Origin of the sequence: Arthrobacter sp. SLBN-83 (assembly GCF_006715285.1) — a bacterium.
GTDB lineage: Bacteria > Actinomycetota > Actinomycetes > Actinomycetales > Micrococcaceae > Arthrobacter.
On record NZ_VFMX01000001.1, the window covers coordinates 4,178,954 to 4,204,244 of the forward strand.

Here is a 25,291-nt window from a genome sequence, read left to right on the forward strand (position 1 = left end):
CGAGGGAACTTGACTTTCCGCGGATGTTGAGCCTTGACCTTCTAGCTGAGGTCGAAGGTTGAGGCGCCGGGGATCGAAAAACCGCCCCCGCAGGCAGGCTGCGGGGGCGGTTCTGGTTCGGTCGAGGGCTGGGGCTAGGCCTTCGCAGCCTCCAGTGCGCCTTCTTCCTTCGGCGCCATTTCGCCGTGCCCGGCCATCATGGTCTGCTCGTCGAAGGGCAGTTCGCCGGAGAGGACGCGGCTGACCTGGCCGCCGTCGATCTCCTTGACCCAGGTGCCGATCAGGACGGTGGCGACGGCGTTGCCCGTGAAGTTGGTCAGGGCGCGGGCCTCGGACATGAAGCGGTCGATGCCAACGATGATGCCCACGCCGCCCAGCAGTTCGGGCCGGTGTGCCTGCAGGCCTGCCGCGAGGGTGGCCAGGCCGGCGCCGGTCACGCCTGCGGCGCCCTTGGACGCAATGATCATGAAGACCAGCAGGGAGATCTGGGCGCCGAGGTCCAGCGGGGTTCCCATCGCGTTGGCCACGAAGAGGGAGGCCATGGTCAGGTAGATCGCCGTGCCGTCCAGGTTGAAGGAGTAGCCGGTGGGAACAGTGACGCCCACAACCGGCTTGGAGACGCCGAGGTGTTCCATCTTGGCGATCAGCCGCGGCAGGGCGGCCTCGGAGGACGAGGTGGAGAAGATGATGAGGTACTCGCGGGCCAGGTACTTCATCAGCTTGAAGATGTTTACGCCGGCGACCACCTGGAGGATGCCGCCGAGGATGACCACGATGAACAAAGCGCAGGTGATGTAGAACGCAATCATCAGGGTGAACATGCTCACGATGGCCTGGACGCCGGTTGCACCGACGACGGCGGCGATGGCGCCGAAGGCACCCACGGGGGCGAGCCACATGATCATGATGAGGATGCGGAACACGAGCGCCTGGCCGTAGCCGATGGCCCGAAGGATCGGAGCGCCCTGGGTTCCCATCTTCTGCAGTGCGAAGCCGACGAGGATGGCCGCCAGCAGGGTGGGGAGGACGGGGACGTCACCTGGGATGATGCCCAGCAGGAAGTCAACGGTGCTGTCCGTTGCAGCCTTTTTGTTGGGGTCGTAGGGCGTCAGCTTCAGGCCCTCACCCGGGTGGATCAGGTTGCCCACCACAAGGCCGATAGCCAGCGCGAAGGTGGACATGATGATGAAGTAGCCCAGTGCCAGGCCGCCCACCTTGCCGACAGTGGCTGCCTTGGCGATGGAGCCGATGCCAAGGACGATGGTGCAGAAGATGACCGGCGCGATCATCATCTTGATGAGCTTGACGAAGCCGTCGCCCAGGGGCTTGAGGGATTTGCCGAACTCGGGGAAGATCAGGCCAACCAGCGCGCCGAGAATGACGGCGGCGATAACGGCGATGTACAGGTAGTGGGACTTGTCCAGTCCCTTGCGCCGCGGTGTCGCGGTCTTGAGCGACTCTCCTCGTTGAGAAGCCATGTGTGTCTCCTTGTGGATATTCTGATAGACGCTGCGGCGCAGTCTCTGGGCTCAACACGTCCTAATGTGATACCCATCATTCGGCAACCCGTGATCCAGCTCACCGTTGCGTTCATATTGGTCGCGGCGCCCGCAGGGTCAGATGGAGGTACGCATGATCCACCGCTGGAGCATTGCCCGCCGGCTGTTCCTGGCGAACCTGCTCATCGTCATATCCTTTATCGCCATTGTGGGAACGGCCGCCTACGTGGATGCACGGGACCGGACGTACGACGAAGCAGGCCGCCGCATGGAGGGGGTGGCCGCTTCCATCGCCGCCAATCCCCTGGTGCTCCAGGCCGCGGCGACGCCGGATCCGTCCGTCCTCCTGCAGCCGTATGCAAGGGACGTAGCCGCGGCGGCCCACGTCGACTTCATCACCATTATGGCTCCGGACCGGACCCGCTGGACGCACCCGCGGGATGAGGAACTGGGCAAACCCTATATCGGCTCCATTGACGCTGCCCTTCAGGGCCGCGCCTTTACGGAAGTCACGGCAGGCACCCTTGGACCTTCCGTCCGGACCATTGTTCCGGTCAAGGACACGTCCGGTGCCGTCAAAGCGCTTGTGGCGGCCGGTGTCACGGTCCGCAGCGTCGACGTCGCCCTCGCCGGCCGCCTGCCCGTCCTGCTGGCCGTGGGCGTCGCCCTGCTGGTGGGCGGTTCCCTGGTGTCCTGGCTGCTGGGCCGGTACCTTCGGCAGGTGACCCGCGGCTGGGGACCTGAGCAGTTGGCACAGCTGTTTGCCTACTACGAATCGGTGCTGCACTCGGTCCGGGAAGGCCTCATTTTGATCGATGCCAGGAAGCGCGTGGTGATGTACAACGACCAGGCTGCCGAACTGCTGGGCCTGCCGGAAACCGGCAGCAACGACCCCACCCGTCCGCCCTCACTGGCAGAACTCCCCCTCGACACTGAACTGCGCAGCCTGTTCGATTCCGGGCGCACTACCAAGGACGAGATGGTGCTGGCCGGGTCCCGGGTGCTGGTGGTGAACCAAGGCCCGGCGCGGGGCCCCGAATCCCGCAGCCCGCGCGGGAAGGTCCCCGTCTACGGAACGGTGGCCACCCTTCGGGACCGGACCGAGATCGAGGCACTGGGCAACGAACTGCAGACCATGCGGACCCTCTCCGACGCGCTCCGGGCCCAGACCCACGAACACGCCAACCGGCTGCACACCATGGTTTCGCTCCTGGAACTTGGCCGCACGGGGGAAGCGCTGGACTTTGCCACCCAGGACCTGGCCCTGAGCCAGCAACTGACGGATGACATGGTCGGTTCAATCGATGAACCCGTGCTGGGCGCACTGGTCATGGGGAAAGTGGCCGAGGCCCACGAACGGGGCGTGCAACTGGATGTAGCCACGCTTGGATCCGGCGCCGCACCCGGACTTGCGGTCCAGGACCTGGTGACAATCCTGGGCAACCTGCTGGACAACGCCATCGACGCCGCGGCCGACGCACCGCCGCCGCGGCGCGTGATACTGACCTTGGAGGCGGATGACGAAGGACTGGACATCGCCGTCAACGATTCGGGCACGCCCATCAGCGGCGAGGACACGGAGAAGATCTTCCGGCACGGATTCAGCACGAAGCCGGCAGGAGCCGGTGGCCGGGGCATCGGCCTGGCATTGGTCCGGCAGGCCGTGCAGCGCTTGGGCGGTACGCTGGCCATCAACGGCCGGCGTGGCGCCAAGTTCGAAGTATTCCTGCCCGCAGCGGTTCCCGCGGAGAAGGAGCACAGACAGTGAGCAACATCCGTGTCCTCGTGGTTGAAGACGAGGCCATCGCTTCGGCAGCGCATGCAGCCTATGTGGGGCGGCTGGAAGGATTCGAGCTCGCCGGAACTGCCCCGGACGGCCAGTCCGCCCTGCGGCTGTTGAACGAATTTGTGGCGGCCGGCGAGCCGGTGGAACTGGTCCTGCTGGACATGAACCTGCCTGACCTCCACGGCCTGGACATTGCCCGGCGGATGCGTTCAGCGGGAATCCTCGCGGACATCATCGCCATTACCGCTGTCCGCGAACTGGCGATTGTCCGCAGCGCCGTGGCCATCGGAGTGGTCCAATACCTGATCAAGCCCTTCACGTTCGCCACGTTCTCCGACAAGCTGGAGAACTACCGCCAGTTCCGCCTGCAGCTGGCCGGTTCCACTGCCGGCCATGCCAAGGGCGGCGCCTCCCAAAGCGAGGTTGACCGGGCTTTTGCCAGCCTTCGGGCTCCGTCTGAGCTGCCGCTTCCCAAAGGCCTTTCCACCTCGACCCTGGGCTCGGTGCAGGAGTTCCTCCGCCAACAGCCGGAGGCAGTGTCCGCCACCGAAGTCATGGATGCCCTGGGCATGTCCCGCGTCACCGCCCGGCGCTACCTTGAGTATCTCGCGGACGCCGGCACGGTATCCCGGACTGCCCGTTACGGAACGCCGGGCAGGCCGGAGAACGAGTACCGCTGGAACGCCCGCTGACGTGCCCGCCGCTGGACGTTCCAGCCACATGTCAGCCGGCCTGGGCCCTGCCAACCCGAAGCACGCCGGCCAACTGGTCAATGACTCCTGGATCTTCAATGGTGGAGGGCACCGTGTATTCCTCGCCGTCGGCTATCTGGCGCATGGTCTTGCGCAGGATCTTCCCGGAGCGCGTCTTGGGCAGGGCGTCCACCACCGTCACGTGCTTGAAGTCCGCAACGGCGCCGATATCCCGGCGGACCAGTGCCACCAGGTCCTTGGCCAGGACCTCTTCAGGGATGTCGACCCCGGATTTGAGCACCACGTAGCCACTGGGCCGCTGGCCCTTCAGGGGGTCCGCGAGGCCGATGACAGCACACTCGGCAACTGCCGGGTGCTGCCCGATGACCTGTTCCATGGCGCCGGTGGAGAGCCGGTGGCCGGCGACGTTGATGATGTCGTCGGTACGGCCCATGACGAACAGGTAGCCGTCCTCATCGCGGTAGCCGGAATCGCCCGTGGCGTAGTAGCCCTCAAAGGCCTGCAGGTAGGAGGAGATGAAACGTTCATCGTTCCCCCACAGAGTGGTCAGGGTTCCCGGTGGCAGCGGCAGGCCCAGCACGATGTTGCCCTCGGTCCCGGACTCCACTTCCCCGCCCGCGCCGTCGAGGATCCGCAGCCGGAAACCAGGCATCGGAACGCTTGGGGAGCCGGCCTTGATGGGGAGCCGCTCCAGCCCGCGCGGGTTAGCGCAGATGGCCCAGCCGGTTTCGGTCTGCCACCAGTGGTCCACCACCGGCACGCCGAGGACCCGGGACGCCCAGTGGAAGGTGTCCGTGTCCAGCCGCTCACCGGCCGTGAAGAGCGTCCGCAGGCTCGAGACGTCATAGTCCGCCAGCAGCGACGCCTCCGGATCGGCCTTGCGGATGGCCCGCAGCGCCGTAGGGGCGGTAAAAAGCACGTTGACCTTGTGGTCCTGGACAACCCGCCAGAATGCACCGGCGTCCGGCGTCCCCACCGGCTTGCCTTCGTACATCACGGTGGTGGCCCCGGCCAGCAGCGGACCGTACACGATGTACGAGTGCCCCACCACCCAGCCGACGTCCGAGGCGGTCCACATCACATCGCCCGGACCGACGTCGTAGATATTCTCAAGCGTCCAGCGCAGGGCGACGGCGTGGCCACCGTTGTCCCGCACCACGCCCTTGGGTGTGCCGGTGGTGCCGGACGTGTACAGGATGTAGAGCGGGTCCGTCGCTTTCACATCGACCGGTCGGGCCGGCTGGGCGGATGCCATGGCCGCGTCCCAGTCCAGCCAGCCGGCATGGTCCGCCACCGTTGACGCAAAGCCGTCGCGCGCCTTGACCAGCACGGGGAGGTCCTGCGCGCCGGCCAACTCAAGCGCCTCAACGACGGCCGGCAGGTACTCAATGCGGCGGGAGGGTTCGATCCCGCCCGAAGCGGTGACCACGGCGGCAGGTGCTGCATCCCTGATCCGGGCTGCAAGTTCCTTGGGCGCAAAGCCGCCGAACACCACGGAGTGGACCGCGCCCAGCCTGGCAGTTGCCAGCATGGCAATGGCAGCTTCGGGGATCATCGGCATGTAGATCACCACCCGGTCACCCTTGCCTACGCCGTTACTGCGCAGCACGCCGGCAAAGCGCGCCACGAGGTCTGTGAGTTCTGAGTAGGTATAGCGCTGCCGTGTTCCCAGCATGGCGGAGTCATGGATGAGGGCGTCCTGCCCTCCGCGGCCCTCGGCAACGTGCCGGTCCAGCGCGTTGTAGCAGGTGTTCAGGACGCCGTCCGGAAACCAGCTATACAGCGGCGCCCGGCTGGCGTCCACGGCCTGGCTGGGAGGAGAAGTCCAGGAGATCTTTCGCGCTGCCTCCAGCCAGAAATCTTCGGGCTGTTCAACGCTGCGCCGGTAACTGTCCCGGTAGCTGTTGGTGACCATGAGGTAATCCCGTCCACGACGTTGTGATGCAGCTCATGCTAGTGGCAAAGGCGCCTTGGCCACAAGGGTCTTGTATACATTGCCCATCTTTTTTCGGATATACAGGCGACAAACCTGTTATACCTCCGGTGCTATGTATACACTGATTGAGTTATCGAGGAAGGAGGACGCCATGCGCGCCAGCGACAAAGCGTATGCAGCCCTGCGCGACGACATCATCGAATGGCGCCTGGCGCCCGGAACGGTCCTCGCCGAAGTGGAACAGTCCGAACGGCTGGGCGTCTCGCGCACACCGCTGCGGGAAGCACTGGGGCGCCTCACAGCGGAGGGGCTGACGGCGGCCGGCGGCCGTGGCGTCGTCGTTACGGACATTTCCCTGGAGGACATCGACGAGCTCTTCGAACTCCGCGAAACGCTCGAAGGCAGGGCCGCTGCGTTGGCCGCCCGGCGCGGCGACCCCGCGACGTTCCAGCGCCTGCAGCACGAGCTGCTCCTGGCCCCCGAGCTGATCAGCGGCGGCGACTCGGGGCTCCATGACTACTACGAACTCGTCGGGCGGCTGGACACCGCCATAGATGCAGCCATCTCCAATTCCTACCTGGCCCAGGCCATGCGCAGCCTGCGCGTCCACCTGGTCCGGATCAGGCGCCTGGCAGCCGACGACGCGCGCCGTCTCACCGCTGCAGCCGCAGAACACGCAGCCATCGCTGAGGCAATTGCAGCCGGCAACCCCAAGCTCGCCGAAGCGGCCACCATCGTCCACCTGCACCGCAGCCTCTCCCACGTCAAAGCAACCCACGCATCCCACCCAAAGGAGCATCATGGTTAAGGAACACCACGTCCGCGTCTACAAGAGCGAAGAGAACCTCCCCCGCGAGGACCAGCTCGCCTTCAAGATCGCCCAGGTGGCAGCGGACCCCGTCGCCGTCTCAGACGAAGTGACTGACATGGTGATCAACCGCATCATCGACAACGCCTCGGTTGCCATCGCCTCCCTGAACCGGGCCCCCATCGTCGCGGCGCGCGCCCAGGCACTCACCCACGGCCCCAGCACAGGCGGCAAGGGCTCCAAGGTGTTCGGCATCGAGGAGCGGGTGGCACCGGAATGGGCTGCCTGGGCCAACGGCGTGGCCGTCCGCGAGCTGGACTACCACGACACCTTCCTCGCCGCCGAGTACTCCCACCCCGGCGACAACATCCCGCCGATCCTGGCCGTCGCCCAGCACGTCGGCTCCAGCGGCCACGACCTGATCCGCGGCATCGCCACCGGCTACGAAATCCAGGTCAACCTGGTCAAGGCCATCTGCCTGCACAAGCACAAGATCGACCACGTGGCGCACCTCGGCCCCTCCGCCGCCGCCGGCATCGGCACCCTGCTGGGCCTCGACGTCGAAACCATCTTCCAGTCCATAGGCCAGGCACTGCACACCACCACCGCAACCCGGCAGTCCCGCAAGGGCGAGATCTCCACCTGGAAGGCCCACGCTCCGGCGTTCGCCGGCAAGATGGCCGTCGAATCCGCGGACCGGGCCATGCGCGGCCAGACCTCCCCCGTGCCCATCTACGAAGGCGAAGACGGTGTCATCGCCTGGATGCTGGACGGTCCTGACGCGTCCTACATGGTTCCGCTCCCCACCCCCGGCGAAGCCAAGCGCGCCATCATGGACACCTACACAAAGGAACACTCCGCCGAGTACCAGGCCCAGGCCTGGATCGACCTTGCACGCAAGCTCCACCGCGAGCACCCGGAGGTGACGGACCCCGCCAACGTGGAGTCCGTCCTGATCAAAACCAGCCACCACACGCATTACGTGATCGGCTCCGGCGCCAACGACCCCCAGAAGTACAGCCCCACCGCCAGCCGGGAAACGCTGGACCACTCCATCCCCTACATCTTCACCGTCGCCCTGCAGGACGGGGCCTGGCACCACGTGGACTCCTACGCGCCGGCACGCGCTGCACGCCCGGACACCGTGGAGCTGTGGCACAAGGTGACCACCGTGGAAGACCCGGAGTGGACCCGCCGCTACCACTCCCTGGACATCTCCGAGAAGGCTTTCGGCGGCTCCGTGGAAATCGCGCTCAAGGACGGCACTGTCATCACGGACCAGATCGCCGTGGCCGACGCCCACCCGCTGGGTGCCCGCCCGTTCGCACGCGAGCAGTACGTCAACAAGTTCCGCACCCTGGCCACAGGCTTGGTGGAGGAGGCCGAGATCGAAAGGTTCCTCTCCGCCGTCGAACGCCTCCCCCAACTCGCCGCCGGCGAACTGGACCAGCTGAACATCACCGCCGCCCCGGGCGTCATCGACCTGGCCGCGGCACCGAAGGGACTCTTCTGATGCTGTACTCCAAGACCACGCCGGAGCAGAAGCGGATCCGGTTCCGCGAGCTGCTCTCCTCCGGCACCATCCAGCAGTTCCCCGGCGCGTTCAATCCCCTCTCCGCCCGTTTGATCGAGGAGAAGGGCTTCGCCGGGGTCTACATTTCCGGTGCCGTCCTGGCCAACGACCTGGGCCTGCCGGACATCGGGCTGACCACGCTGACCGAGGTGGCCACCCGGGCCGGCCAGATTGCCCGCATGACGGACCTGCCCTCGATTGTCGACGCCGACACCGGCTTCGGCGAGCCCATGAACGTGGCGCGCACCGTGCAGGAACTCGAGAACGCGGGCCTGGCCGGCTGCCACATCGAGGACCAGTTCAACCCCAAGCGCTGCGGCCACCTGGACGGCAAGAACGTGGTTGACCTGGACACCGCCACCAAGCGGATCCGTGCCGCCGCCGACGCCCGCCGCGACCCGAACTTCCTGATCATGGCCCGGACCGACATCCGTGCCACCGACGGGCTGGAAGCAGCCCAGGACCGGGCAAGGGCCCTGGTTGAGGCCGGAGCGGACGCCATCTTCCCGGAGGCCATGAAGGACCTCAGCGAGTTCCAGGCCATCCGGGACGCCGTGGACGTGCCGATCCTGGCCAACATGACCGAGTTCGGCAAGAGCGACCTGTTCACCGTGGACCAGCTGGCCGGCGTCGGCGTCAACATGATTATCTATCCGGTGACGCTGCTCCGTAGTGCCATGGGCGCTGCCGAGCGTACTCTGGAAGCGATCAAGTCCGACGGCACCCAGGAGGCACAGGTCCCAAACATGCTGACCCGTGCCCGGCTCTACGACCTCGTCGATTATGAGGCCTACAACCGCTTTGACACCGGGGTGTTCAACTTCCAAATCCCCGGCATCTGACACCCAACCCTGACACCACGGGAATGCCGGCAGGAGCCGGCAGCCCGCTCCAGGAACACTGGCTTTAGGAACAAAGGAGTTTCAGCATGGCTGAAAATGAGATCAAAAAGGGCCTTGCCGGCGTCGTGGTGGACTACACCGCGGTTTCCGAGGTCAACCCGGACACGAACTCCCTCCTGTACCGGGGCTACCCGGTCCAGGAACTGGCCGCCAAGTGCAGCTTCGAGGAAGTGGCCTACCTGCTCTGGAACGGTGAGCTTCCCACCGAGCAGCAGCTGGCGGAGTTCACGGCGAAGGAGCGCGCCGGCCGCGCCCTGGATCCGGTAGTCAAGCAGGTCATCGACGCCTTGCCGGTCACCTCCCACCCGATGGACGTCTGCCGGACCGCGGCTTCCGTGATGGGCGCCCGGCACCCGCTGGCCGAGGACTCCTCCCGGGAAGCGAACATGGCCAAGGCCGTGGACCTGTTCGCGGCCATGCCCGCGGTGGTGGCCTACGACCAGCGCCGCCGCCACGGACAGGACGTCGTGGAACCCCGGGACGACCTGGGTTACTCGGCGAACTTCCTGTGGATGGCCTTCGGCGAGGAACAGGTTCCGGAGGTGGTGGAGGCCTTCAACGTCTCGATGATCCTGTACGCCGAGCACTCCTTCAATGCGTCCACCTTCACCGCCCGGGTGATCACCTCAACGCTTTCGGACCTGCATTCAGCAGTAACCGGAGCCATCGGCGCGCTGAAGGGACCGCTGCACGGCGGTGCCAATGAGGCCGTGATGCACACCTTCGACGAGATCGGCATCCGGCAGGAAGAGTCCCTGGAGGAGGCCGCCGCCCGTGCCAAGGCCTGGATGGAAGACGCGCTGGCGCAGAAGAAGAAGGTCATGGGCTTCGGCCACCGCGTCTACAAGCATGGTGATTCCCGGGTCCCCACCATGAAGGCGGCCCTGGACAAGATGATCGCCCACTACGGCCGCCCCGAGTTGCTGGGCCTGTACAACGGCCTGGAAACGGCGATGGACGAGGCCAAGGCCATCAAGCCGAACCTCGACTACCCGGCAGGGCCCACTTACCACCTGATGGGCTTCGACACCCCCACGTTCACTCCCCTGTTCGTGGCCAGCCGGATCACGGGCTGGACCGCGCACATCATGGAGCAGCTTGATGCCAACTCCTTGATCAGGCCGCTGAGCGAGTACAACGGCGTGGAGGAACGGCACCTTCCGTAGCTCTTGGCAAGATCACGACGGCGGGTGGGCACTTTGGTGGCCACCCGCCGTCGGACGTTTAACAGCACGGGCGCTCCCGGGACTACTCCAGGCGGCTTTCGGACGAGGCGACCGACTCGTTGTCGGTGTGCATGGTGACCACCACGTTGACCCGGCCGCCTTCCAGCACCACCGGCAGCCAATGGTCGGCGTCCTGCCACATGCGCTCCACCGGCAGGGCCGCAACGCTGAACCATTCAGGCAGGATCTCGTCACTGGGGGCCGGCTCACCCTGCCAGGTGCGCGCCGTGAAAAGGGTGGTCTTCATGTCCCAGTCGGGCCGGGCCGGGAACACGAAGTGCACCGCACCGGCGTCGGCCAGGGCCTCTTCCTCCAGCACCACCCCGGTCTCCTCGAGGACTTCCCGGATCACGGCCTGGGCGGAGGTCTCGCCCGGCTCCACGTGGCCGCCGATGCCCACGATCTTGCCCCTGCCGAAGCCTGTCTGCTTCAGCCCCAGGAGAACCTCCGTGCCGTTCTCCCCCTCCCGCAGGAGAAAGCAGAGGGTTACTGCCGCTGCAGCCATGCCTGTCCCCTAGCCCAGGGCCCGGGGATGGGCCGCAGCATAGACCTCGCGCAGAGTGTCCGCAGTGACCAGCGTGTACACCTGTGTGGTGGTCACGGACGCGTGGCCCAGCAGTTCCTGCACCACGCGCACATCGGCGCCCCCTTCGAGCAGGTGGGTGGCGAACGAGTGCCTCAACGTGTGCGGCGAGACGTCCCGGGTGATGTTTGCTTTCTCCGCAGCCGCCTTCAGGATGGTCCAGGCACTTTGCCGGCTGATCCTGCCGCCGCGGGCATTCAGGAACAACGCCGGGGTGCCCTTTCCCTTGGCGGCGAGCAGCGGCCGGCCGCGGACCAGGTAGGCATCCAGCGCACGGGCGCCGTAGGAGCCCAGCGGCACCATCCGTTCCTTGGATCCCTTGCCGAACAGGCGGACAACGGCCGGCCCGGATTCGGGTTCCGCCAGGGAGATGTCGTCCACGTCAAGGCCTACGGCTTCGCTGATCCTGGCGCCGGTGGAATAGAGGAATTCCAGGAGGGCGCGGTCCCGCAATCCCGTTGCGGTGTCGGTACCCGCGGCCTCGAGGATACGGGTCACCTCATCGACGCTGATGGCTTTGGGCAGCCGCTTACCGGCCATCGGCGGGTGGACTTCGCTGGCTGGGTCCGCGGGCGTGAAGCCTTCCAGGGCCCAGAACTTATGCAGCCCCCGGACGGCCACCACTGTCCGGGCTGCCGAGCGCACCCCCAGGGTGGATCCGCCGTCGGATCCATCGGAGAGGGCACGGACGTAGCCGGTGACATGGTGCCGGGTGATCTCCTCCGGCCGGGTGCACCCGGCAGCGGCCAGGTAGCGGGCGTATCGGGCCAGGTCGCGGCGGTAGGCCGCCAGGGTGTTCGCTGCCAGCCCCCGTTCCACGCCCATGTGCTGGAGGTAGTCAGTGATTCCCCGGTCAATGGCGGGAGGAACGTCGGCCGGGGCCGCACCGGCAGCCGGCTGGACGGACGGTACTGCTTCAGCCGAAGGACCCGGGACCATCAGCGCTGGCTGGGGTGTGCGGGCCAGGGGGCGTCGGCGGGGCGGAGGTCTTGGTAGTTGCCGGCCCGGGCGGCCGCGGCGGCAAGGATCCCGACGACGGCGGACGGGTTGTGCAGGCGGCCGGCCAGGACGGACGCCACGGCGTCGTCGAGGCTGATCCAGTGGAACTCGATCTCCGCTTCCTCGTCCGTCCGCTCATGGCGTTCGTGGTGCGGAACCTCGGTGAGGTCCCGGGCAAGGTAGATCCGGATGGCCTCGCTGGAGGATCCCGGGGAGTTGAAGACGTCGGCCAGGACGTTCCAGGTCCCGGCCGCCAGATCTGCTTCCTCGGCGAGTTCGCGTGCCGCCCCCACCACGAAGTCCTCGCCTTCGACGTCCAGCAGACCGGCGGGGACTTCCCAGAGGTCCATGCCCACAGGGTGCCGGTACTGCTTCAGGAGGAGGATCTGGCCTTTGTCATTCATGGGCAGGACCGCAACGGCGCCGGGATGGTCGATGTAGTCGCGGGTGAGGGCGTCCCCGGACTCGGAGAGCTGGAAGGTGTCGCTGACGACGTCCCAGATCCGGCCCTCATAAACCTTCTCGGAAGACAAAAGACGGCGCGGGCTTGGTGCATCCGAAACCTGTTTGGCAGGGGTGGCTTCAGGTGTACCAGGCATCGCGCCGTCCTTTGTGTTCTCTTGACTACTTAGCGGTAACGCTACCCGATGCTGCAGGCTCGCCGTCCGCGGGGGCCGCCGTGTCGGCTGCACCCTGGTGGTTGGCGTTCTGGTGGTCCAAGGCAGCCTTGACCAGGCCGGCGAACAGCGGGTGGGGGCGCGTGGGCCGCGAGCTCAGCTCGGGGTGCGCCTGGGTGGCAACGTAGTACGGGTGGACGTCGGCGGGCAGCTCGACGAATTCCACCAGCTTGCCGTCCGGGGAGGTGCCGGAGAAGACCAGCCCCTTGTCCGCGATCTGCTGGCGGTACTTGTTGTTGACCTCGTAGCGGTGCCGGTGGCGTTCACTGACGGTGGTCTTGCCGTAGGTTCCGGCGATGACCGAGCCTTCGTCGAGCTTGGCTTCGTACAGGCCCAGGCGCATGGTGCCACCGAGGTCGCCGCGGCCCTCGACGTACTCCAGCTGCTCTTCCATCGTGGCGATGACCGGGTACTTGGAGTCCGGCTCGAACTCGCTGGAGGAGGCGCCTTCCAGGCCCACCACGTTGCGGGCGTATTCGATAACCATGCACTGCAGGCCAAGGCACAGGCCCAGGACCGGCAGCTTGGTTTCGCGGGCGAACTTCAGGGCGCCCAGCTTGCCTTCGAGGCCGCGGATGCCAAAGCCGCCCGGAACGCAGATGGCGTCAACGCCGTCGAGCGCCTTGATGGCGCCCTCACGGGTCTCGCACTCGTCGGACGGGACCCAGCGGATCTTGACCTTGGCCTCGTTGGCGAAGCCGCCGGCGCGCAGCGCCTCGGTGACCGAAAGGTAGGCGTCCGGGAGATCAATGTACTTGCCCACCAAGGCGATCTCAACGTGGTGCTTCGGGTTGTGGACGGCCTCGAGGAGGCGGTCCCAGCTGGTCCAGTCGACGTCCTTGAACGGCAGGTCCAGGGCACGGACGATGTAGGAGTCCAGTCCCTGGCCGTGCAGGGTCTTGGGGATGTCGTAGATGCTGGGGGCGTCGGCGGCGTTCACCACTGCGTCGATGTCGACGTCGCACATGCGGCCGATCTTTTCGCGCATGGCCTCGGGCACTTCGCGGTCCGAACGGATCACAATGGCCTCCGGCTGGATGCCGATGGAGCGCAGCGCAGCCACGGAGTGCTGGGTGGGCTTGGTCTTCAGTTCCTGGGACGGGCCGATGTAGGGCACCAGGGACACGTGGAGGAAGAACACGTTGTTCCTGCCAATGTCCTGGCGGACCTGGCGGGCGGACTCGAGGAAGGGCTGCGACTCGATGTCGCCCACGGTGCCGCCGATTTCGGTGATGATGACGTCCGGCGCGTTCTTGCCCTCGGCGGGCAGGCGCATGCGGCGCTTGATCTCATCGGTGATGTGCGGGATGACCTGAACGGTGTCCCCGAGGTACTCGCCGCGACGTTCCTTGGCAATCACGGTGGAGTACACCTGGCCGGTGGTCACGTTCGCGGAACCTTCGAGGTTCTCATCGAGGAAGCGTTCGTAGTGCCCGATGTCCAGGTCCGTCTCGGCGCCGTCGTCCGTGACGAAGACCTCACCGTGCTGGAAGGGGTTCATCGTGCCCGGATCCACGTTCAGGTAGGGATCGAGCTTCTGCATCGTGACGGACAGGCCGCGTGCCCGCAGCAGATGACCAAGGCTGGAGGCCGTCAGTCCCTTACCGAGCGAGGACGCCACACCGCCAGTGACGAAAATGTGCTTGGTCGTCTTGGAGGAGCCCGGGAACCGGGAATTTACACGGGAATTTGATCGCTGCACCACGGAATTCGAGCCTATCATCATTTACGCCTTCCCGTGGCTGCGCAGGTCAGGCCCGCTGCGGCAGCAGCTTGGCGTCATCCAGCAGCTCCCGGGCATGGGCCTGCGCCGATTCCGAGTCCTCCTGGCCGGCAAGCATCCGGGCCAGCTCACGCACCCGCTCCGGCTCATCGAGGAGGCGGACGTCACTGGAGGTGAACCCGGTGGCGGTGCCGCCGTCGGCTCCCCTGACGGAAGTCTTGGTCACCGTGATGTGCTGGTCCGCGAAAGCGGCCACCTGCGGAAGGTGGGTGACCACCAGCACCTGCACATGGCGTGCCAGCATGGCCAGCCGGCGGCCGATCTCGACGGCGGCGCGCCCACCCACGCCGGCATCCACTTCATCGAAGACGAACGTGGGGACGGGATCGACGGCGGCCAGCACCACTTCGATGGCCAGCATCACGCGGGAGAGCTCACCGCCGGACGCGCCCTTGCCCAGCGGCCGGGCCGGGGCGCCGGAATGCGGCTGCAGCAGGAAGCTGATCTCGTCCGCGCCGTAGGGGCCCAGTTGCGCAGCCGGATCGACGTTGATCACCAAAGTGGCGTCGGCCATGGCCAGGGCCTTCAGTTCGGCGCTGACCCGGGCGGAGAGGTCCTTGGCGGCCTTGGCCCGGATCTTGCTGATGGCCGCCGACTGCTTCTTCAGGTCCGCTTCAGCACGGACCACTTCCGCGTCCAGGGCCTCGATGCGGGAGGAATCGTCCTGCAGCTCGTCGAACCGGACGCGTGCCTTGTCCGCCCACTCCAGCACCTCGTCGATGGTGGGAGCATATTTGCGGACCAGCTTGGCCAGGGCGGCGCGCCGGTCCTCGATTTCGGCGAGCCGTTCCGGACCCTCAGAGTCCAGGCCCGCCTGGTAGCTGGCCAGTTCGGTGGCGATGTCGTTGAGCAGGAAGCCCACCTCGGCCAGGCGGGCGGCGGCAGACCCCAGTTCGGCGTCGTGCTCGGCTACGTGTTCAAGGGTCCGTTTGGCAGAGTCCACCAGTGTGGTGGCATCCCCGGCCTCACCGAAGTCCTCGGCGATGAGGGCCTGGTGCGCGGTGCTGGCGGCAATCCGGAGCTCCTCAACGTTCGCCAGCTTCACGGCTTCGGCCTTCAGGAGCTCGTCCTCCCCCGGCTGCGGATCCACGTCATCGATCTCCGCAAGGGCTGCCTCCAGGGATTCGGCTTCGCGGAGCCTGTCGCGGGCTGCGCTGCGGAGGCTGTCCAGTTCCGCCTGGCTGGCCTTCCACCGGCTGTAAAGGTCCTGGTAGGCGGCAAGCGGTTTGGCCAGCGCCTCCCCGGCGAACTTGTCCAGGGCTTCACGCTGCGCCGTGGCGCCCTTGAGCCGGATCTGGTCCGTCTGGCCATGCACCACCACCAGCGATTCGCCGATCTCGGCCAGAACGCCCACGGGCGCGGCACGGCCGCCAAGGAACGCCCGGCTCCGTCCGTCCGCACCCAGGCGGCGGGCGAGGATCAGCTCCGTGCCGCCGTCGAACTCCTCAGCGTCGGCGCCCGCGTCGAGGGCACGGGCGACGGCGGGATGTCCGGTGTCGAGCTTGAGCACGGCTTCGGCCGTGGCGCTTTTCGCCCCGCTGCGGACGGCCCCCGCGTCCGAGCGGGCGCCCAGCAGCAGTCCGACGGCGGTGACCACCATGGTCTTGCCGGCACCGGTTTCGCCGGTTACGACGCTCAGTCCCGGGCCGAGCGGAAGCGTTGCGTCGGTAATGACGCCCAGATCGCGGATTCTCAGTTCTTCAAGCATGGATTCACTTTGCAGTCGACGGATCGGGATCGCTGCCCGGGTTCTCAACGTGCGGCACGGGCAGCGGCGGCATGGGCCGGGGCGTCCGCACCACGGGAATGGGGCCGGTGTGCACGGCCTCGGTCTTGGGCAGCGGGCCGCGCCAGCCGTGGATGGGCAGCTCGAACTTGCGGACCAGGCGTGCCGAGAACGGGGTCTGGTGGGTGCGGGCCAGCCGGACGGGGGTGGCCGATTTGGTCACTTCCACGCGCGCGCCGGGCGGCAGGTCAACGGAGCGCCTGCCGTCGCACCACAGGACCCCCTGGGCATCCGTGCGGCCCAGCACCTCAACAGCCAGCTTGGACCGCGGCGACACGACCAGGGGCTTGGCGAAGAGCGCGTGGGCACTGATGGGCACGATTACCAGCGCCTCCACCTCCGGCCACACCACGGGTCCGCCGGCGGAGAACGCGTAGGCCGTGGAACCCGTAGGGGTGGCCAGCACAATGCCGTCCGAGCCGAAGGACGTCAGAGGACGCTCGTCCACCTCGGTCACCACTTCCAGCATCCGTTCCCGGTTGGCTTTCTCGATGGCGGCCTCGTTTAAAGCCCAGGTGTGCCAAATCTTCTGGCCGCGGACCCACACCTGCACGTCGATGGTCATGCGCTCTTCCACCGTGTACTCGCGGCTGGCGACCCACTCGACGGTCTGGGCCAGGTCCGCGCGCTCACTTTCGGCCAGGAAACCCACGTGGCCAAGGTTGACGCCGAGCAGCGGCACATCCACCTCGCGGACCAGTTCGGCGGCCCGCAGGATGGTTCCGTCGCCGCCGAGGACCATGACGAGTTCGACGTCGGGCAGCTGGACGTGGTCGTGGAGCACCTCCACCGGCTGGGCCAGATGCCCGAAGAACCGCTCCATGTCCCCCAGCTCGGACTCCTGCATTACGGGGACCATGCCCGAGGCGTGCAGCAGGGCACAGGCTTCCCAGGCGGCTTTCAACGACTCCTCGCGGCCGGTGTGGGCAAGGACCAGTACACGCCTGCTCATCAGGTTCCGCTCTCTAGTGGTTCGGCCAGATTTGTCCGAGCAACGCAGCGGCTGCTGCCTCTCGCTCTTTGATCTTAGGCAAGTCTTTGCTGATCCTGCGTTTTATCCACAGGAAGTATTCGACGTTTCCGTCCTGCCCGGGCAACGGACTGGGCGCCAGGCCGCAAAGGTCCAACCCGGCGTCGAGCGCTGCCCTGGCAACCTTTTCGACCGCCATCCGCCGCTCGCGCTCCGAGGTGACCACACCGGTGCGGCCCAGCCGGTCCTTGCCGATCTCGAATTGTGGCTTGACCATCAGCACCAGGTCGCCGCCCGGTTCGGTGCAGTCCGCCAGCGGCTGGACCACCAGGGTGAGGGAGATGAAGGACAGGTCCGCCACGGTCAGGGCGGCGGGGCCGCCGATGTCCTCCGGCGCCATATACCTGACGTTCATGCCCTCGTGGACGTCCACGCGCGGGTGGTCGCGGAGCTGCGGCACCAACTGGCCGTGTCCGACGTCGACCGCCACCACCTGTGCGGCACCGCGCCGAAGGAGGACGTCGGTGAAACCGCCGGTGGAGGCACCGGCGTCGAGGCACCTCTTGCCCTGCACCGATACCTCCGGGAAGGCGTCGAGGGCGCCGGCCAGCTTGTGGGCGGCCCGGCTGGCGTAGGTGTCCTGGTCATCAAGTTCGACGGCGAGCTCCCGGGTTTCGTCAACCTGCAGGGAGGCTTTGGCGAGGACCTGGCCTCCAGAGGTGACCTTGCCTTCGGCGATCAGCGAGGCTGCATGTGTGCGCGACCTCGCCAGGCCACGGGCCACAAGGGCCTGGTCTAGGCGGACCGGCATCAGGCTGCCCCGCCGGCGCGGCCGGTTGCCGCCCTGACCTGGTCGATGGGATCGCTGTTCAGGGCGGCCAGCAGTTCGTCGTGGAGTTCGTTGTACACAACTTCGTGATCTGACGAAGGTAGGCCGGGTAGGTCCGAAAGCCTGGCCACCGCCCGCGCCACCTGCGGATCGGTGATCCCGCGCCCGCTGTCCGGGGAGGCCGCCTCCGGCCACTCCGGGGTGGGCTGGGCTGTCGAGTCGTCCGGTTCGGTCAGCTCAGTCATTGAACCAGTCTAGTGATTGAGCCACACCAGCTTGGGTGCCTGCGGGGTTGCGGCGTTCGGCGTCTCCGCCCACCAGGCAGCGCACGCCGCGCGCCAGGAGTCCAGGTCGTCCTGGCTGCCGATGATGCCCACCGCTCCGTTGGCCACGCGTGCCGTCGCTTCCCCGCAAGCGTAGGTGCCGTCGTCGTGCGTCACGTCAGGGTAGGGGCGGTGCAGGTCCGTCAGGTTCCCGATGATGTAGTTGGGCCGTTCCGCGGAGCGCGCCGCAAGGATCGACTCGCGTGTGTCGACGCCGGTCAGCACCGCCACGGTGGCAAAGCCCGCGTTGTTGCCGCCCAGGATGTCCGTGTCCAGCCGGTCCCCCACCACCAGGGGACGCTCGGCGCCGAGCCGTTTGGCCGCGGAGTGGAACAGCGGAGCCTCCGGCTTGCCCGCGACTTTTGGCTGCTGCGCAGTAGCGGCAGCGACGGCCGCAACCAAAGTCCCGTTCCCCGGGGCGATCCCGCGCGCCTGCGGAATCGTCATGTCGGTATTGGTGGCCACCCAAAGGGCGCCGGCGTTCACCACATAGGTGGCCTCCGCCAGCTCCTTCCAGCCAATGGCCGGGCTGAAGCCCTGGACCACGGCCACCGGTTCCTCATCCTGGCTGCCCACCGGCACCAAACCGGCAAGCTCGATTTCGCGGGCCAGCGCCGGGCTGCCGGTAATGAGGATCCGTGACCCGGGTGCCAGCAGCGAAGCAAGCAGGTCCGCTGCCGCCTGGGAGGAGCTGACCACCTGGTTGTCCTCGGCGGGAGCGCCGAGTTCGCGCAGGTGCGCTGCCACCTCTGCCGGGGAACGGGAGGCGTTGTTCGTCACATAGCCCAAACCGATGCCCAGCCCGGAGAGCTGCCGCAGCGACTCCACTGCGCCGGGGATTGCGTGCGGTCCTGCGTACACCACGCCGTCCAGGTCGGCCAGAAGGGCATCGAAGCGGGAAACCAGGGAAACGTCAGTCATGGGAGCCTAGTCCCGCCGTTCTTCATCCGCAAAGGAATCCGCGTTGACGTGGTGTTCCACTGCGTCCTGGTCGTCCACGGCGTCCTCATTGCCGGCCTCGTCCACGGCTGCTGAGCCGGGCTCAAGCTCGTCGTGTTCCACTGAGTCCTGGTCCGACTCGGCGTCGTCGGAAACGAAGTAGTCGGCATCCTGGTCGTCGATGCTGCCGTCCTGGACAGCCTTCGCTTCAGTGGCGCGCGGGTTCCCAGTTCCAGCGGCTTCCGGGGACGCTGCCGTAGTTTCGGGGCCGGTTACAGCTCCGGAGGCCTTGGAAGCACGGTCCAGCATCCGGCGGCGCTCAGCCTCTTCCCGGGCCTCTTCTTCCTCGTCCCAACCGAGGTCGATGATCTCCGGCTCCTCATCCATACCTTGGCCCAGGGCGTTTTCCGCCACTACGGCCTGCCGGCTCCACTTCTGCGACTCTTCGTCGCGCCCCACCGCTGCCAGTGCTTCCGCATAGGCACGGAAGAGACGCGGGCTGTAGGAGAACGCACGGTTGATGTCCAGCTGCGGGATCTCAAGCTCCGCCACTGCCGCATCCAGCTGGCCGAGGTCGGTCCGGGCGCCGGCGGCAACAATGGCCAGTTCGACCTTGCCCGGAGCGTCCAGATCCTGGGCTTCCTCGGAGCGGGCAACGTCAAGGGCGCGGTCGGGCCGGCCCAGGCCACGTTCGCAGTCGGCCATCACGGGCAGGTGCACGTTGGAGCCGCTGATGCGCCGGAAGGTGCGGAACTCGCGGAGCGCCTCGCCGTAGTGGCCGGCAGCGTAAGCCGTCAGGCCAACGGCTTCGCGCACAGCTGCGAGCCTTCCGCCGCGGCGGCTGGCCGCAAGGGCGTGCTGGAACGCCAGCTCGGGCTCATCGTCAATCAGGCGGCCGGCCATGACCAAGTGGCGGGCCACCCACTCCGAGCTCTTGGACTCGAGGGTCTTGATCTGGTGCTGCGTGGCGCGGTCAAGCTCCTTGCCCGTGACGTCCTCGTCGATTTCGGGTGAGCGTTCCCGGTCCGGGCGGTTGGCGCTGCGAAGGTCAGCGGCGTTGGGCACGCGCACCGGGCGTTCCTCTTGGCGGTCGCGGCCGAAGCTGCGGGGGCCGGAGTCACGGGGGCCTGCGCCGCGGCCGGACTCAGCACGGGGGGCGTCGCCACCGTCGAAGCTGCGGGGCGCACGTTCCTGCCGGTCGCCAAACGGCTTGCGGTTGTCGCCACCGAAACCACGCCGGTCACCCTCACCATCGCGGCGCGGACGATCACCAAACGGCTTACGGTCCCGGTCACCGAAGGGTTTGCGGTCCCGGTCACCGAACTGACGGCGCTCACCCTCACCCTCACGGCGCGGACGATCACCGTAAGGCTTACGGTCGCGATCGCCGAACTGACGGCGCTCACCCTCACCCTCACGACGGGGACGATCACCGTAAGGCTTACGGTCGCGATCGCCGAACTGACGGCGCTCACCCTCACCCTCACGGCGCGGACGATCACCGTAAGGCTTACGATCACGGTCGCCGAACTGACGGCGCTCACCCTCACCCTCACGGCGCGGACGATCACCAAACGGCTTACGATCACGGTCACCAGCACCGCCGAAACCACGCCGGTCACCCTCACCATCACGACGCGGACGATCACCAAACGGCTTACGATCACGGTCACCAGCACCACCGAAACCACGCCGGTCACCCTCACCATCACGACGCGGACGATCACCAAACGGCTTACGATCACGGTCACCGTAGGATTTACGCTCCCCGCCTCCGGTGGCTCCGCCGCGGGAGAAGTTGTTGCCGTCACGGTCGGACCGCGACCTGAAGCCGCGGGGCTCACCGCCGGAATTGTTGTTGCCGCGGAACGCGCCGCGGTCATTGCCGCGGTTGCCACCGTTGTGCTCGGCCATATGGATTCCTCCTGTTGTGAGCCGACCACTGGCGCAACTGCAGCCGCTCGTTTCGTTTCCTACGCAACCCGAAATCAAGCGCTTCGAAGTCCGTACATCTTCATCAATTCTAGTGGAGCCGAGAAAATCCCCGGCACGGTGGGAGCCCTGGCAGCAGTATCGTGGCCATGTTCACACGAGGCCCCGTCCCCTCTCCCCGGACGCCCGCTCTGATCCTGCAGCTTTTCTTACGATGCCCGCTCACATCCGGCACGTTCCCTCCCGATGCCCGCTCACTTGCTGCAGGGTTCCCTGGAGGGGCCGCGGATTTGCCTCAAGAAGGACGTGAGCGAGGATTCCTGCCCTTGGTGTCAGAGGTGAGCTGGGGTCGGTTGTTTACCTGCCGTAGGTGAGCGGGGGTTTTGGGGGCGTCCCTGGTACTCGTTGTGGTTGTTAAATGTGGGAGGCCCCAACCGTGGTGGTTGGGGCCTCGACCAGTAATTATGTTCCGGCGGTGACCTACTCTCCCACACCCTCCCGGGTGCAGTACCATCGGCGCTGTGGGTCTTAGCTTCCGGGTTCGGAATGGGACCGGGCGTTTCCCCCACGCTATGACCGCCGTAACCCTTTCACCCGCTCCCCCTCAAAAAGTGCCGGGGGTGGGAAAACCAGTGGTTACAACATTGTCCGTGTTCTTGGACTGGTGGTGTTGTTATTCAGTTGGTTGGTTCCTGCCAGACAAGCCCGTGTTCGGGGTTGTTGGTTGGGAACCACATAGTGGACGCAAGCAGAATATGTATGTTTCTGTGTGGTGTAAGTTGTTGGCCTATTAGTACCGGTCAGCTTCACGAGTCGTTAGTCCTCGCTTCCACATCCGGCCTATCAACCCAGTGGTCTGGCTGGGGGCCTCTCACACATAAATGTGTATGGAAATCTCATCTTGAAGCGAGCTTCCCGCTTAGATGCTTTCAGCGGTTATCCCATCCGAACGTAGCTAATCAGCGGTGCACTTGGCAGTACAACTGACACACCAGAGGTTCGTCCGTCCCGGTCCTCTCGTACTAAGGACAGCCCTTCTCAAATTTCCTGCGCGCGCAGCGGATAGGGACCGAACTGTCTCACGACGTTCTAAACCCAGCTCGCGTACCGCTTTAATGGGCGAACAGCCCAACCCTTGGGACCTACTCCAGCCCCAGGATGCGACGAGCCGACATCGAGGTGCCAAACCATGCCGTCGATATGGACTCTTGGGCAAGATCAGCCTGTTATCCCCGAGGTACCTTTTATCCGTTGAGCGACGGCCATTCCACAATGTACCGCCGGATCACTAGTCCCGACTTTCGTCCCTGCTCGAGATGTCTCTCTCACAGTCAAGCTCCCTTGTGCACTTACACTCGACACCTGATTGCCAACCAGGCTGAGGGAACCTTTGGGCGCCTCCGTTACTTTTTAGGAGGCAACCGCCCCAGTTAAACTACCCATCAGGCACTGTCCCTGACCCGGATTACGGGCCGAAGTTAGATGTCCAAAGTGACCAGAGTGGTATTTCAACGATGACTCCACCCGAACTGGCGTCCGGGCTTCAACGTCTCCCACCTATCCTACACAAGCCACTCCGAACACCAATACCAAACTATAGTAAAGGTCTCGGGGTCTTTCCGTCCTGCTGCGCGTAACGAGCATCTTTACTCGTACTGCAATTTCGCCGAGTTTATGGTTGAGACAGCGGGGAAGTCGTTACTCCATTCGTGCAGGTCGGAACTTACCCGACAAGGAATTTCGCTACCTTAGGATGGTTATAGTTACCACCGCCGTTTACTGGGGCTTAAATTCTCAGCTTCGCCTTACGGCTAACCGGTCCTCTTAACCTTCCAGCACCGGGCAGGAGTCAGTCCGTATACATCGTCTTGCGACTTCGCACGGACCTGTGTTTTTAGTAAACAGTCGCTTCCCCCTGGTCTCTGCGGCCCCGATCCCCTCCCACCAGCAAGTGGTGTTCAAGGTTGGGGCCCCCCTTCTCCCGAAGTTACGGGGGCATTTTGCCGAGTTCCTTAACCATAATTCTCTCGATCGCCTTGGTATTCTCTACCTGATCACCTGTGTCGGTTTGGGGTACGGGCGGCTAAAACCTCGCGTCGATGCTTTTCTCGGCAGCATAGGATCACCAAATCCCCCCAAACGGGGGTCCCATCAGATCTCAGGCACATGAACGGCGGATTTGCCTACCATTCGCCCTACATCCTTAGACCGGGACAACCATCGCCCGGCTCGGCTACCTTCCTGCGTCACACCTGTTAATACGCTTGCCTCCCGGGATCAGGTCCTGCGCTCCACCAAAACCCTTCACCCACAAGGGGTGTCGGGCAGGTTTCGGGCAGTTAGTATCCCCCGCTCAGCATGGGCGGTTTTTCGCCGGTACGGGAATATCAACCCGTTGTCCATCGACTACGCCTGTCGGCCTCGCCTTAGGTCCCGACTTACCCAGGGCAGATTAGCTTGACCCTGGAACCCTTGATCATTCGGCGGACGGGTTTCTCACCCGTCTTTCGCTACTCATGCCTGCATTCTCACTCGTGTAGGCTCCACCACTGGTTTACACCGCAGCTTCACCGCCCACACGACGCTCCCCTACCCATCCACACTCCTGAACCATGACGGCTTAGAACATGTGTGAATGCCACAACTTCGGCGGTGTACTTGAGCCCCGCTACATTGTCGGCGCGGAATCACTTGACCAGTGAGCTATTACGCACTCTTTTAAGGGTGGCTGCTTCTAAGCCAACCTCCTGGTTGTCTGGGCAACTCCACATCCTTTCCCACTTAGCACACGCTTAGGGGCCTTAGTTGGTGGTCTGGGCTGTTTCCCTCTCGACTATGAAGCTTATCCCCCACAGTCTCACTGCTGCGCTCTCACTTACCGGCATTCGGAGTTTGGCTGACGTCAGTAACCTTGTAGGGCCCATTAGCCATCCAGTAGCTCTACCTCCAGCAAGAAACACGCAACGCTGCACCTAAATGCATTTCGGGGAGAACCAGCTATCACGAAGTTTGATTGGCCTTTCACCCCTACCCACAGCTCATCCCCTCCATTTTCAACTGAAGTGGGTTCGGTCCTCCACGACGTCTTACCGTCGCTTCAACCTGGCCATGGGTAGATCACTTCGCTTCGGGTCTAGATCACGCCACTCACACGCCCTATTCAGACTCGCTTTCGCTACGGCTGCCCCACACGGGTTAACCTCGCGACGTAACACTAACTCGCAGGCTCATTCTTCAAAAGGCACGCCGTCACAACTACAAGGCTGCTCCGACGGATTGTAAGCACACGGTTTCAGGTACTGTTTCACTCCCCTCCCGGGGTACTTTTCACCTTTCCCTCACGGTACTGGTCCGCTATCGGTCATTAGGGAGTATTTAGGCTTATCAGGTGGTCCTGACAGATTCGCACGGGATTTCTCGGGCCCCGTACTACTTGGGATACTCTCACAGGCGGTACAAACACATTACGGTTACGGGACTAACACCCTCTCTGGCCGGCCTTTCAAAACCGTTCACCTATGCGCGCACATCACACCCCACCAGCCCGGCAGAACTGGTATGGAAAGTCCCACAACCCCGACCATGCAACGCCCGCCGGCTATCACACATGGAACGGTTTAGCCTGATCCGCGTTCGCTCGCCACTACTAACGGAATCACTATTGTTTTCTCTTCCTGCGGGTACTGAGATGTTTCACTTCCCCGCGTTCCCCCCACGCACCCTATGTGTTCAGGTACGGGTCACCAAGTCACTCGCGCGCTTGGCGGGGTTTCCCCATTCGGACACCCTGGGATCACAGTCCGGTTATCGACTCCCCCAGGCTTATCGCAGATTCCTACGTCCTTCTTCGGCTCCTAATGCCAAGGCATCCACCGTGTGCTCTTAAAAACTTGACCACAAAGATCAAAAACAAGCTCACTCGAGAGAACCACAGAAACTGTCCCGCACACCCAAAAGGCACACGAACCAGATCCAGGTTCTAATATCTTGGAAATTGCTTCTTATACAAGATGCTCGCGTCCACTAT

19 protein-coding genes and 2 rRNA genes are annotated in these 25,291 nt (G+C 65.1%); 7 read left to right on the forward strand and 14 right to left on the reverse strand.

The window, feature by feature from the left end; translation table 11 throughout:
- Positions 1-134: 134 nt before the first annotated feature.
- Positions 135-1,478, reverse strand: coding sequence for a cation:dicarboxylate symporter family transporter (locus FBY30_RS19530; protein ID WP_142134405.1), 1,344 nt, complete (start codon positions 1,476-1,478; stop codon positions 135-137).
- A 154-nt stretch (positions 1,479-1,632) separates the two neighbouring features.
- Here FBY30_RS19530 and FBY30_RS19535 point away from each other — a divergent pair, with 154 nt between their 5' ends.
- Positions 1,633-3,267 (forward strand): sensor histidine kinase, encoded by a 1,635-nt coding sequence (locus tag FBY30_RS19535; RefSeq protein ID WP_142134408.1) that lies wholly within the window; start codon positions 1,633-1,635, stop codon positions 3,265-3,267.
- On the forward strand, positions 3,264-3,977 hold the full coding sequence (locus FBY30_RS19540) for a response regulator (RefSeq protein WP_142134410.1): 714 nt from the start codon (positions 3,264-3,266) through the stop codon (positions 3,975-3,977). The genes FBY30_RS19535 and FBY30_RS19540 overlap by 4 nt, the downstream gene beginning before the upstream one ends.
- 31 nt (positions 3,978-4,008) lie before the next feature.
- On the opposite strand, the gene FBY30_RS19545 is transcribed toward FBY30_RS19540, so the two are convergent.
- Positions 4,009-5,913 (reverse strand): propionyl-CoA synthetase, encoded by a 1,905-nt coding sequence (locus FBY30_RS19545; RefSeq protein WP_142134412.1) that lies wholly within the window; start codon positions 5,911-5,913, stop codon positions 4,009-4,011.
- A gap of 172 nt (positions 5,914-6,085) precedes the next feature.
- On the opposite strand from FBY30_RS19545, the gene FBY30_RS19550 reads away from it, so the two are divergent.
- The 4 genes from FBY30_RS19550 (at position 6,086) to FBY30_RS19565 (ending at position 10,383) form a co-directional block, all read left to right on the forward strand.
- Entirely contained in the window at positions 6,086-6,742 is a 657-nt protein-coding gene (locus tag FBY30_RS19550) for a GntR family transcriptional regulator (RefSeq protein ID WP_142134414.1), read from the forward strand.
- Complete coding sequence (locus FBY30_RS19555; protein ID WP_142134417.1) at positions 6,735-8,255, forward strand: MmgE/PrpD family protein; 1,521 nt, start codon at positions 6,735-6,737, stop codon at positions 8,253-8,255. Before FBY30_RS19550 ends, FBY30_RS19555 begins: the two co-directional genes overlap by 8 nt.
- On the forward strand, positions 8,255-9,157 hold the full coding sequence (gene prpB / locus FBY30_RS19560; RefSeq protein ID WP_142134419.1) for a methylisocitrate lyase: 903 nt from the start codon (positions 8,255-8,257) through the stop codon (positions 9,155-9,157). The genes FBY30_RS19555 and prpB overlap by 1 nt, the downstream gene beginning before the upstream one ends.
- 86 nt (positions 9,158-9,243) lie before the next feature.
- Entirely contained in the window at positions 9,244-10,383 is a 1,140-nt protein-coding gene (locus FBY30_RS19565) for a bifunctional 2-methylcitrate synthase/citrate synthase (protein ID WP_142134421.1), read from the forward strand.
- A gap of 82 nt (positions 10,384-10,465) precedes the next feature.
- Here the strand turns inward: FBY30_RS19565 and FBY30_RS19570 are convergent, their stop codons facing one another.
- The 10 genes from FBY30_RS19570 to FBY30_RS20860 are packed head-to-tail and all read right to left on the reverse strand — an operon-like array spanning position 10,466 to position 20,403.
- The gene (locus FBY30_RS19570) at positions 10,466-10,948 is read right to left on the reverse strand and encodes an 8-oxo-dGTP diphosphatase (protein ID WP_142134423.1); all 483 of its coding nucleotides are present in this window, start codon (positions 10,946-10,948) and stop codon (positions 10,466-10,468) included.
- A 9-nt stretch (positions 10,949-10,957) separates the two neighbouring features.
- Positions 10,958-11,965 (reverse strand): site-specific tyrosine recombinase XerD, encoded by a 1,008-nt coding sequence (xerD, locus tag FBY30_RS19575; protein ID WP_200830729.1) that lies wholly within the window; start codon positions 11,963-11,965, stop codon positions 10,958-10,960.
- The gene (locus FBY30_RS19580) at positions 11,965-12,624 is read right to left on the reverse strand and encodes an NUDIX domain-containing protein (protein ID WP_142134425.1); all 660 of its coding nucleotides are present in this window, start codon (positions 12,622-12,624) and stop codon (positions 11,965-11,967) included. The genes xerD and FBY30_RS19580 overlap by 1 nt, the downstream gene beginning before the upstream one ends.
- Before the next feature lie 25 nt (positions 12,625-12,649).
- Positions 12,650-14,425, reverse strand: coding sequence for a CTP synthase (locus FBY30_RS19585; protein WP_142135468.1), 1,776 nt, complete (start codon positions 14,423-14,425; stop codon positions 12,650-12,652).
- A gap of 28 nt (positions 14,426-14,453) precedes the next feature.
- The gene (recN, locus tag FBY30_RS19590; RefSeq protein WP_142134427.1) at positions 14,454-16,193 is read right to left on the reverse strand and encodes a DNA repair protein RecN; all 1,740 of its coding nucleotides are present in this window, start codon (positions 16,191-16,193) and stop codon (positions 14,454-14,456) included.
- Positions 16,194-16,197: 4 nt separating this feature from the next.
- Positions 16,198-17,223, reverse strand: coding sequence for an NAD kinase (locus FBY30_RS19595; protein ID WP_142134429.1), 1,026 nt, complete (start codon positions 17,221-17,223; stop codon positions 16,198-16,200).
- Positions 17,224-17,236: 13 nt separating this feature from the next.
- Positions 17,237-18,052, reverse strand: coding sequence for a TlyA family RNA methyltransferase (locus FBY30_RS19600; RefSeq protein WP_142134431.1), 816 nt, complete (start codon positions 18,050-18,052; stop codon positions 17,237-17,239).
- Positions 18,052-18,315, reverse strand: coding sequence for a hypothetical protein (locus FBY30_RS19605; RefSeq protein ID WP_142134433.1), 264 nt, complete (start codon positions 18,313-18,315; stop codon positions 18,052-18,054). Before FBY30_RS19605 ends, FBY30_RS19600 begins: the two co-directional genes overlap by 1 nt.
- 9 nt (positions 18,316-18,324) lie before the next feature.
- Positions 18,325-19,314, reverse strand: a complete 990-nt coding sequence (locus FBY30_RS19610; protein ID WP_142134435.1) for an HAD-IIA family hydrolase — start codon at positions 19,312-19,314, stop codon at positions 18,325-18,327.
- 6 nt (positions 19,315-19,320) lie between these two features.
- Positions 19,321-20,403 (reverse strand): hypothetical protein, encoded by a 1,083-nt coding sequence (locus FBY30_RS20860; protein ID WP_235009508.1) that lies wholly within the window; start codon positions 20,401-20,403, stop codon positions 19,321-19,323.
- Positions 20,404-20,415: 12 nt separating this feature from the next.
- Here FBY30_RS20860 and FBY30_RS20865 point away from each other — a divergent pair, with 12 nt between their 5' ends.
- Complete coding sequence (locus FBY30_RS20865; protein ID WP_200830730.1) at positions 20,416-21,459, forward strand: hypothetical protein; 1,044 nt, start codon at positions 20,416-20,418, stop codon at positions 21,457-21,459.
- A 272-nt stretch (positions 21,460-21,731) separates the two neighbouring features.
- Here FBY30_RS20865 and rrf read toward each other — a convergent pair.
- Together rrf and FBY30_RS19625 are read right to left on the reverse strand one after the other, a co-directional pair.
- Positions 21,732-21,848: ribosomal RNA gene (gene rrf / locus FBY30_RS19620) — 5S ribosomal RNA — on the reverse strand.
- A gap of 185 nt (positions 21,849-22,033) precedes the next feature.
- Positions 22,034-25,160 (reverse strand): 23S ribosomal RNA (locus FBY30_RS19625).
- Positions 25,161-25,291 lie beyond the last annotated feature (131 nt).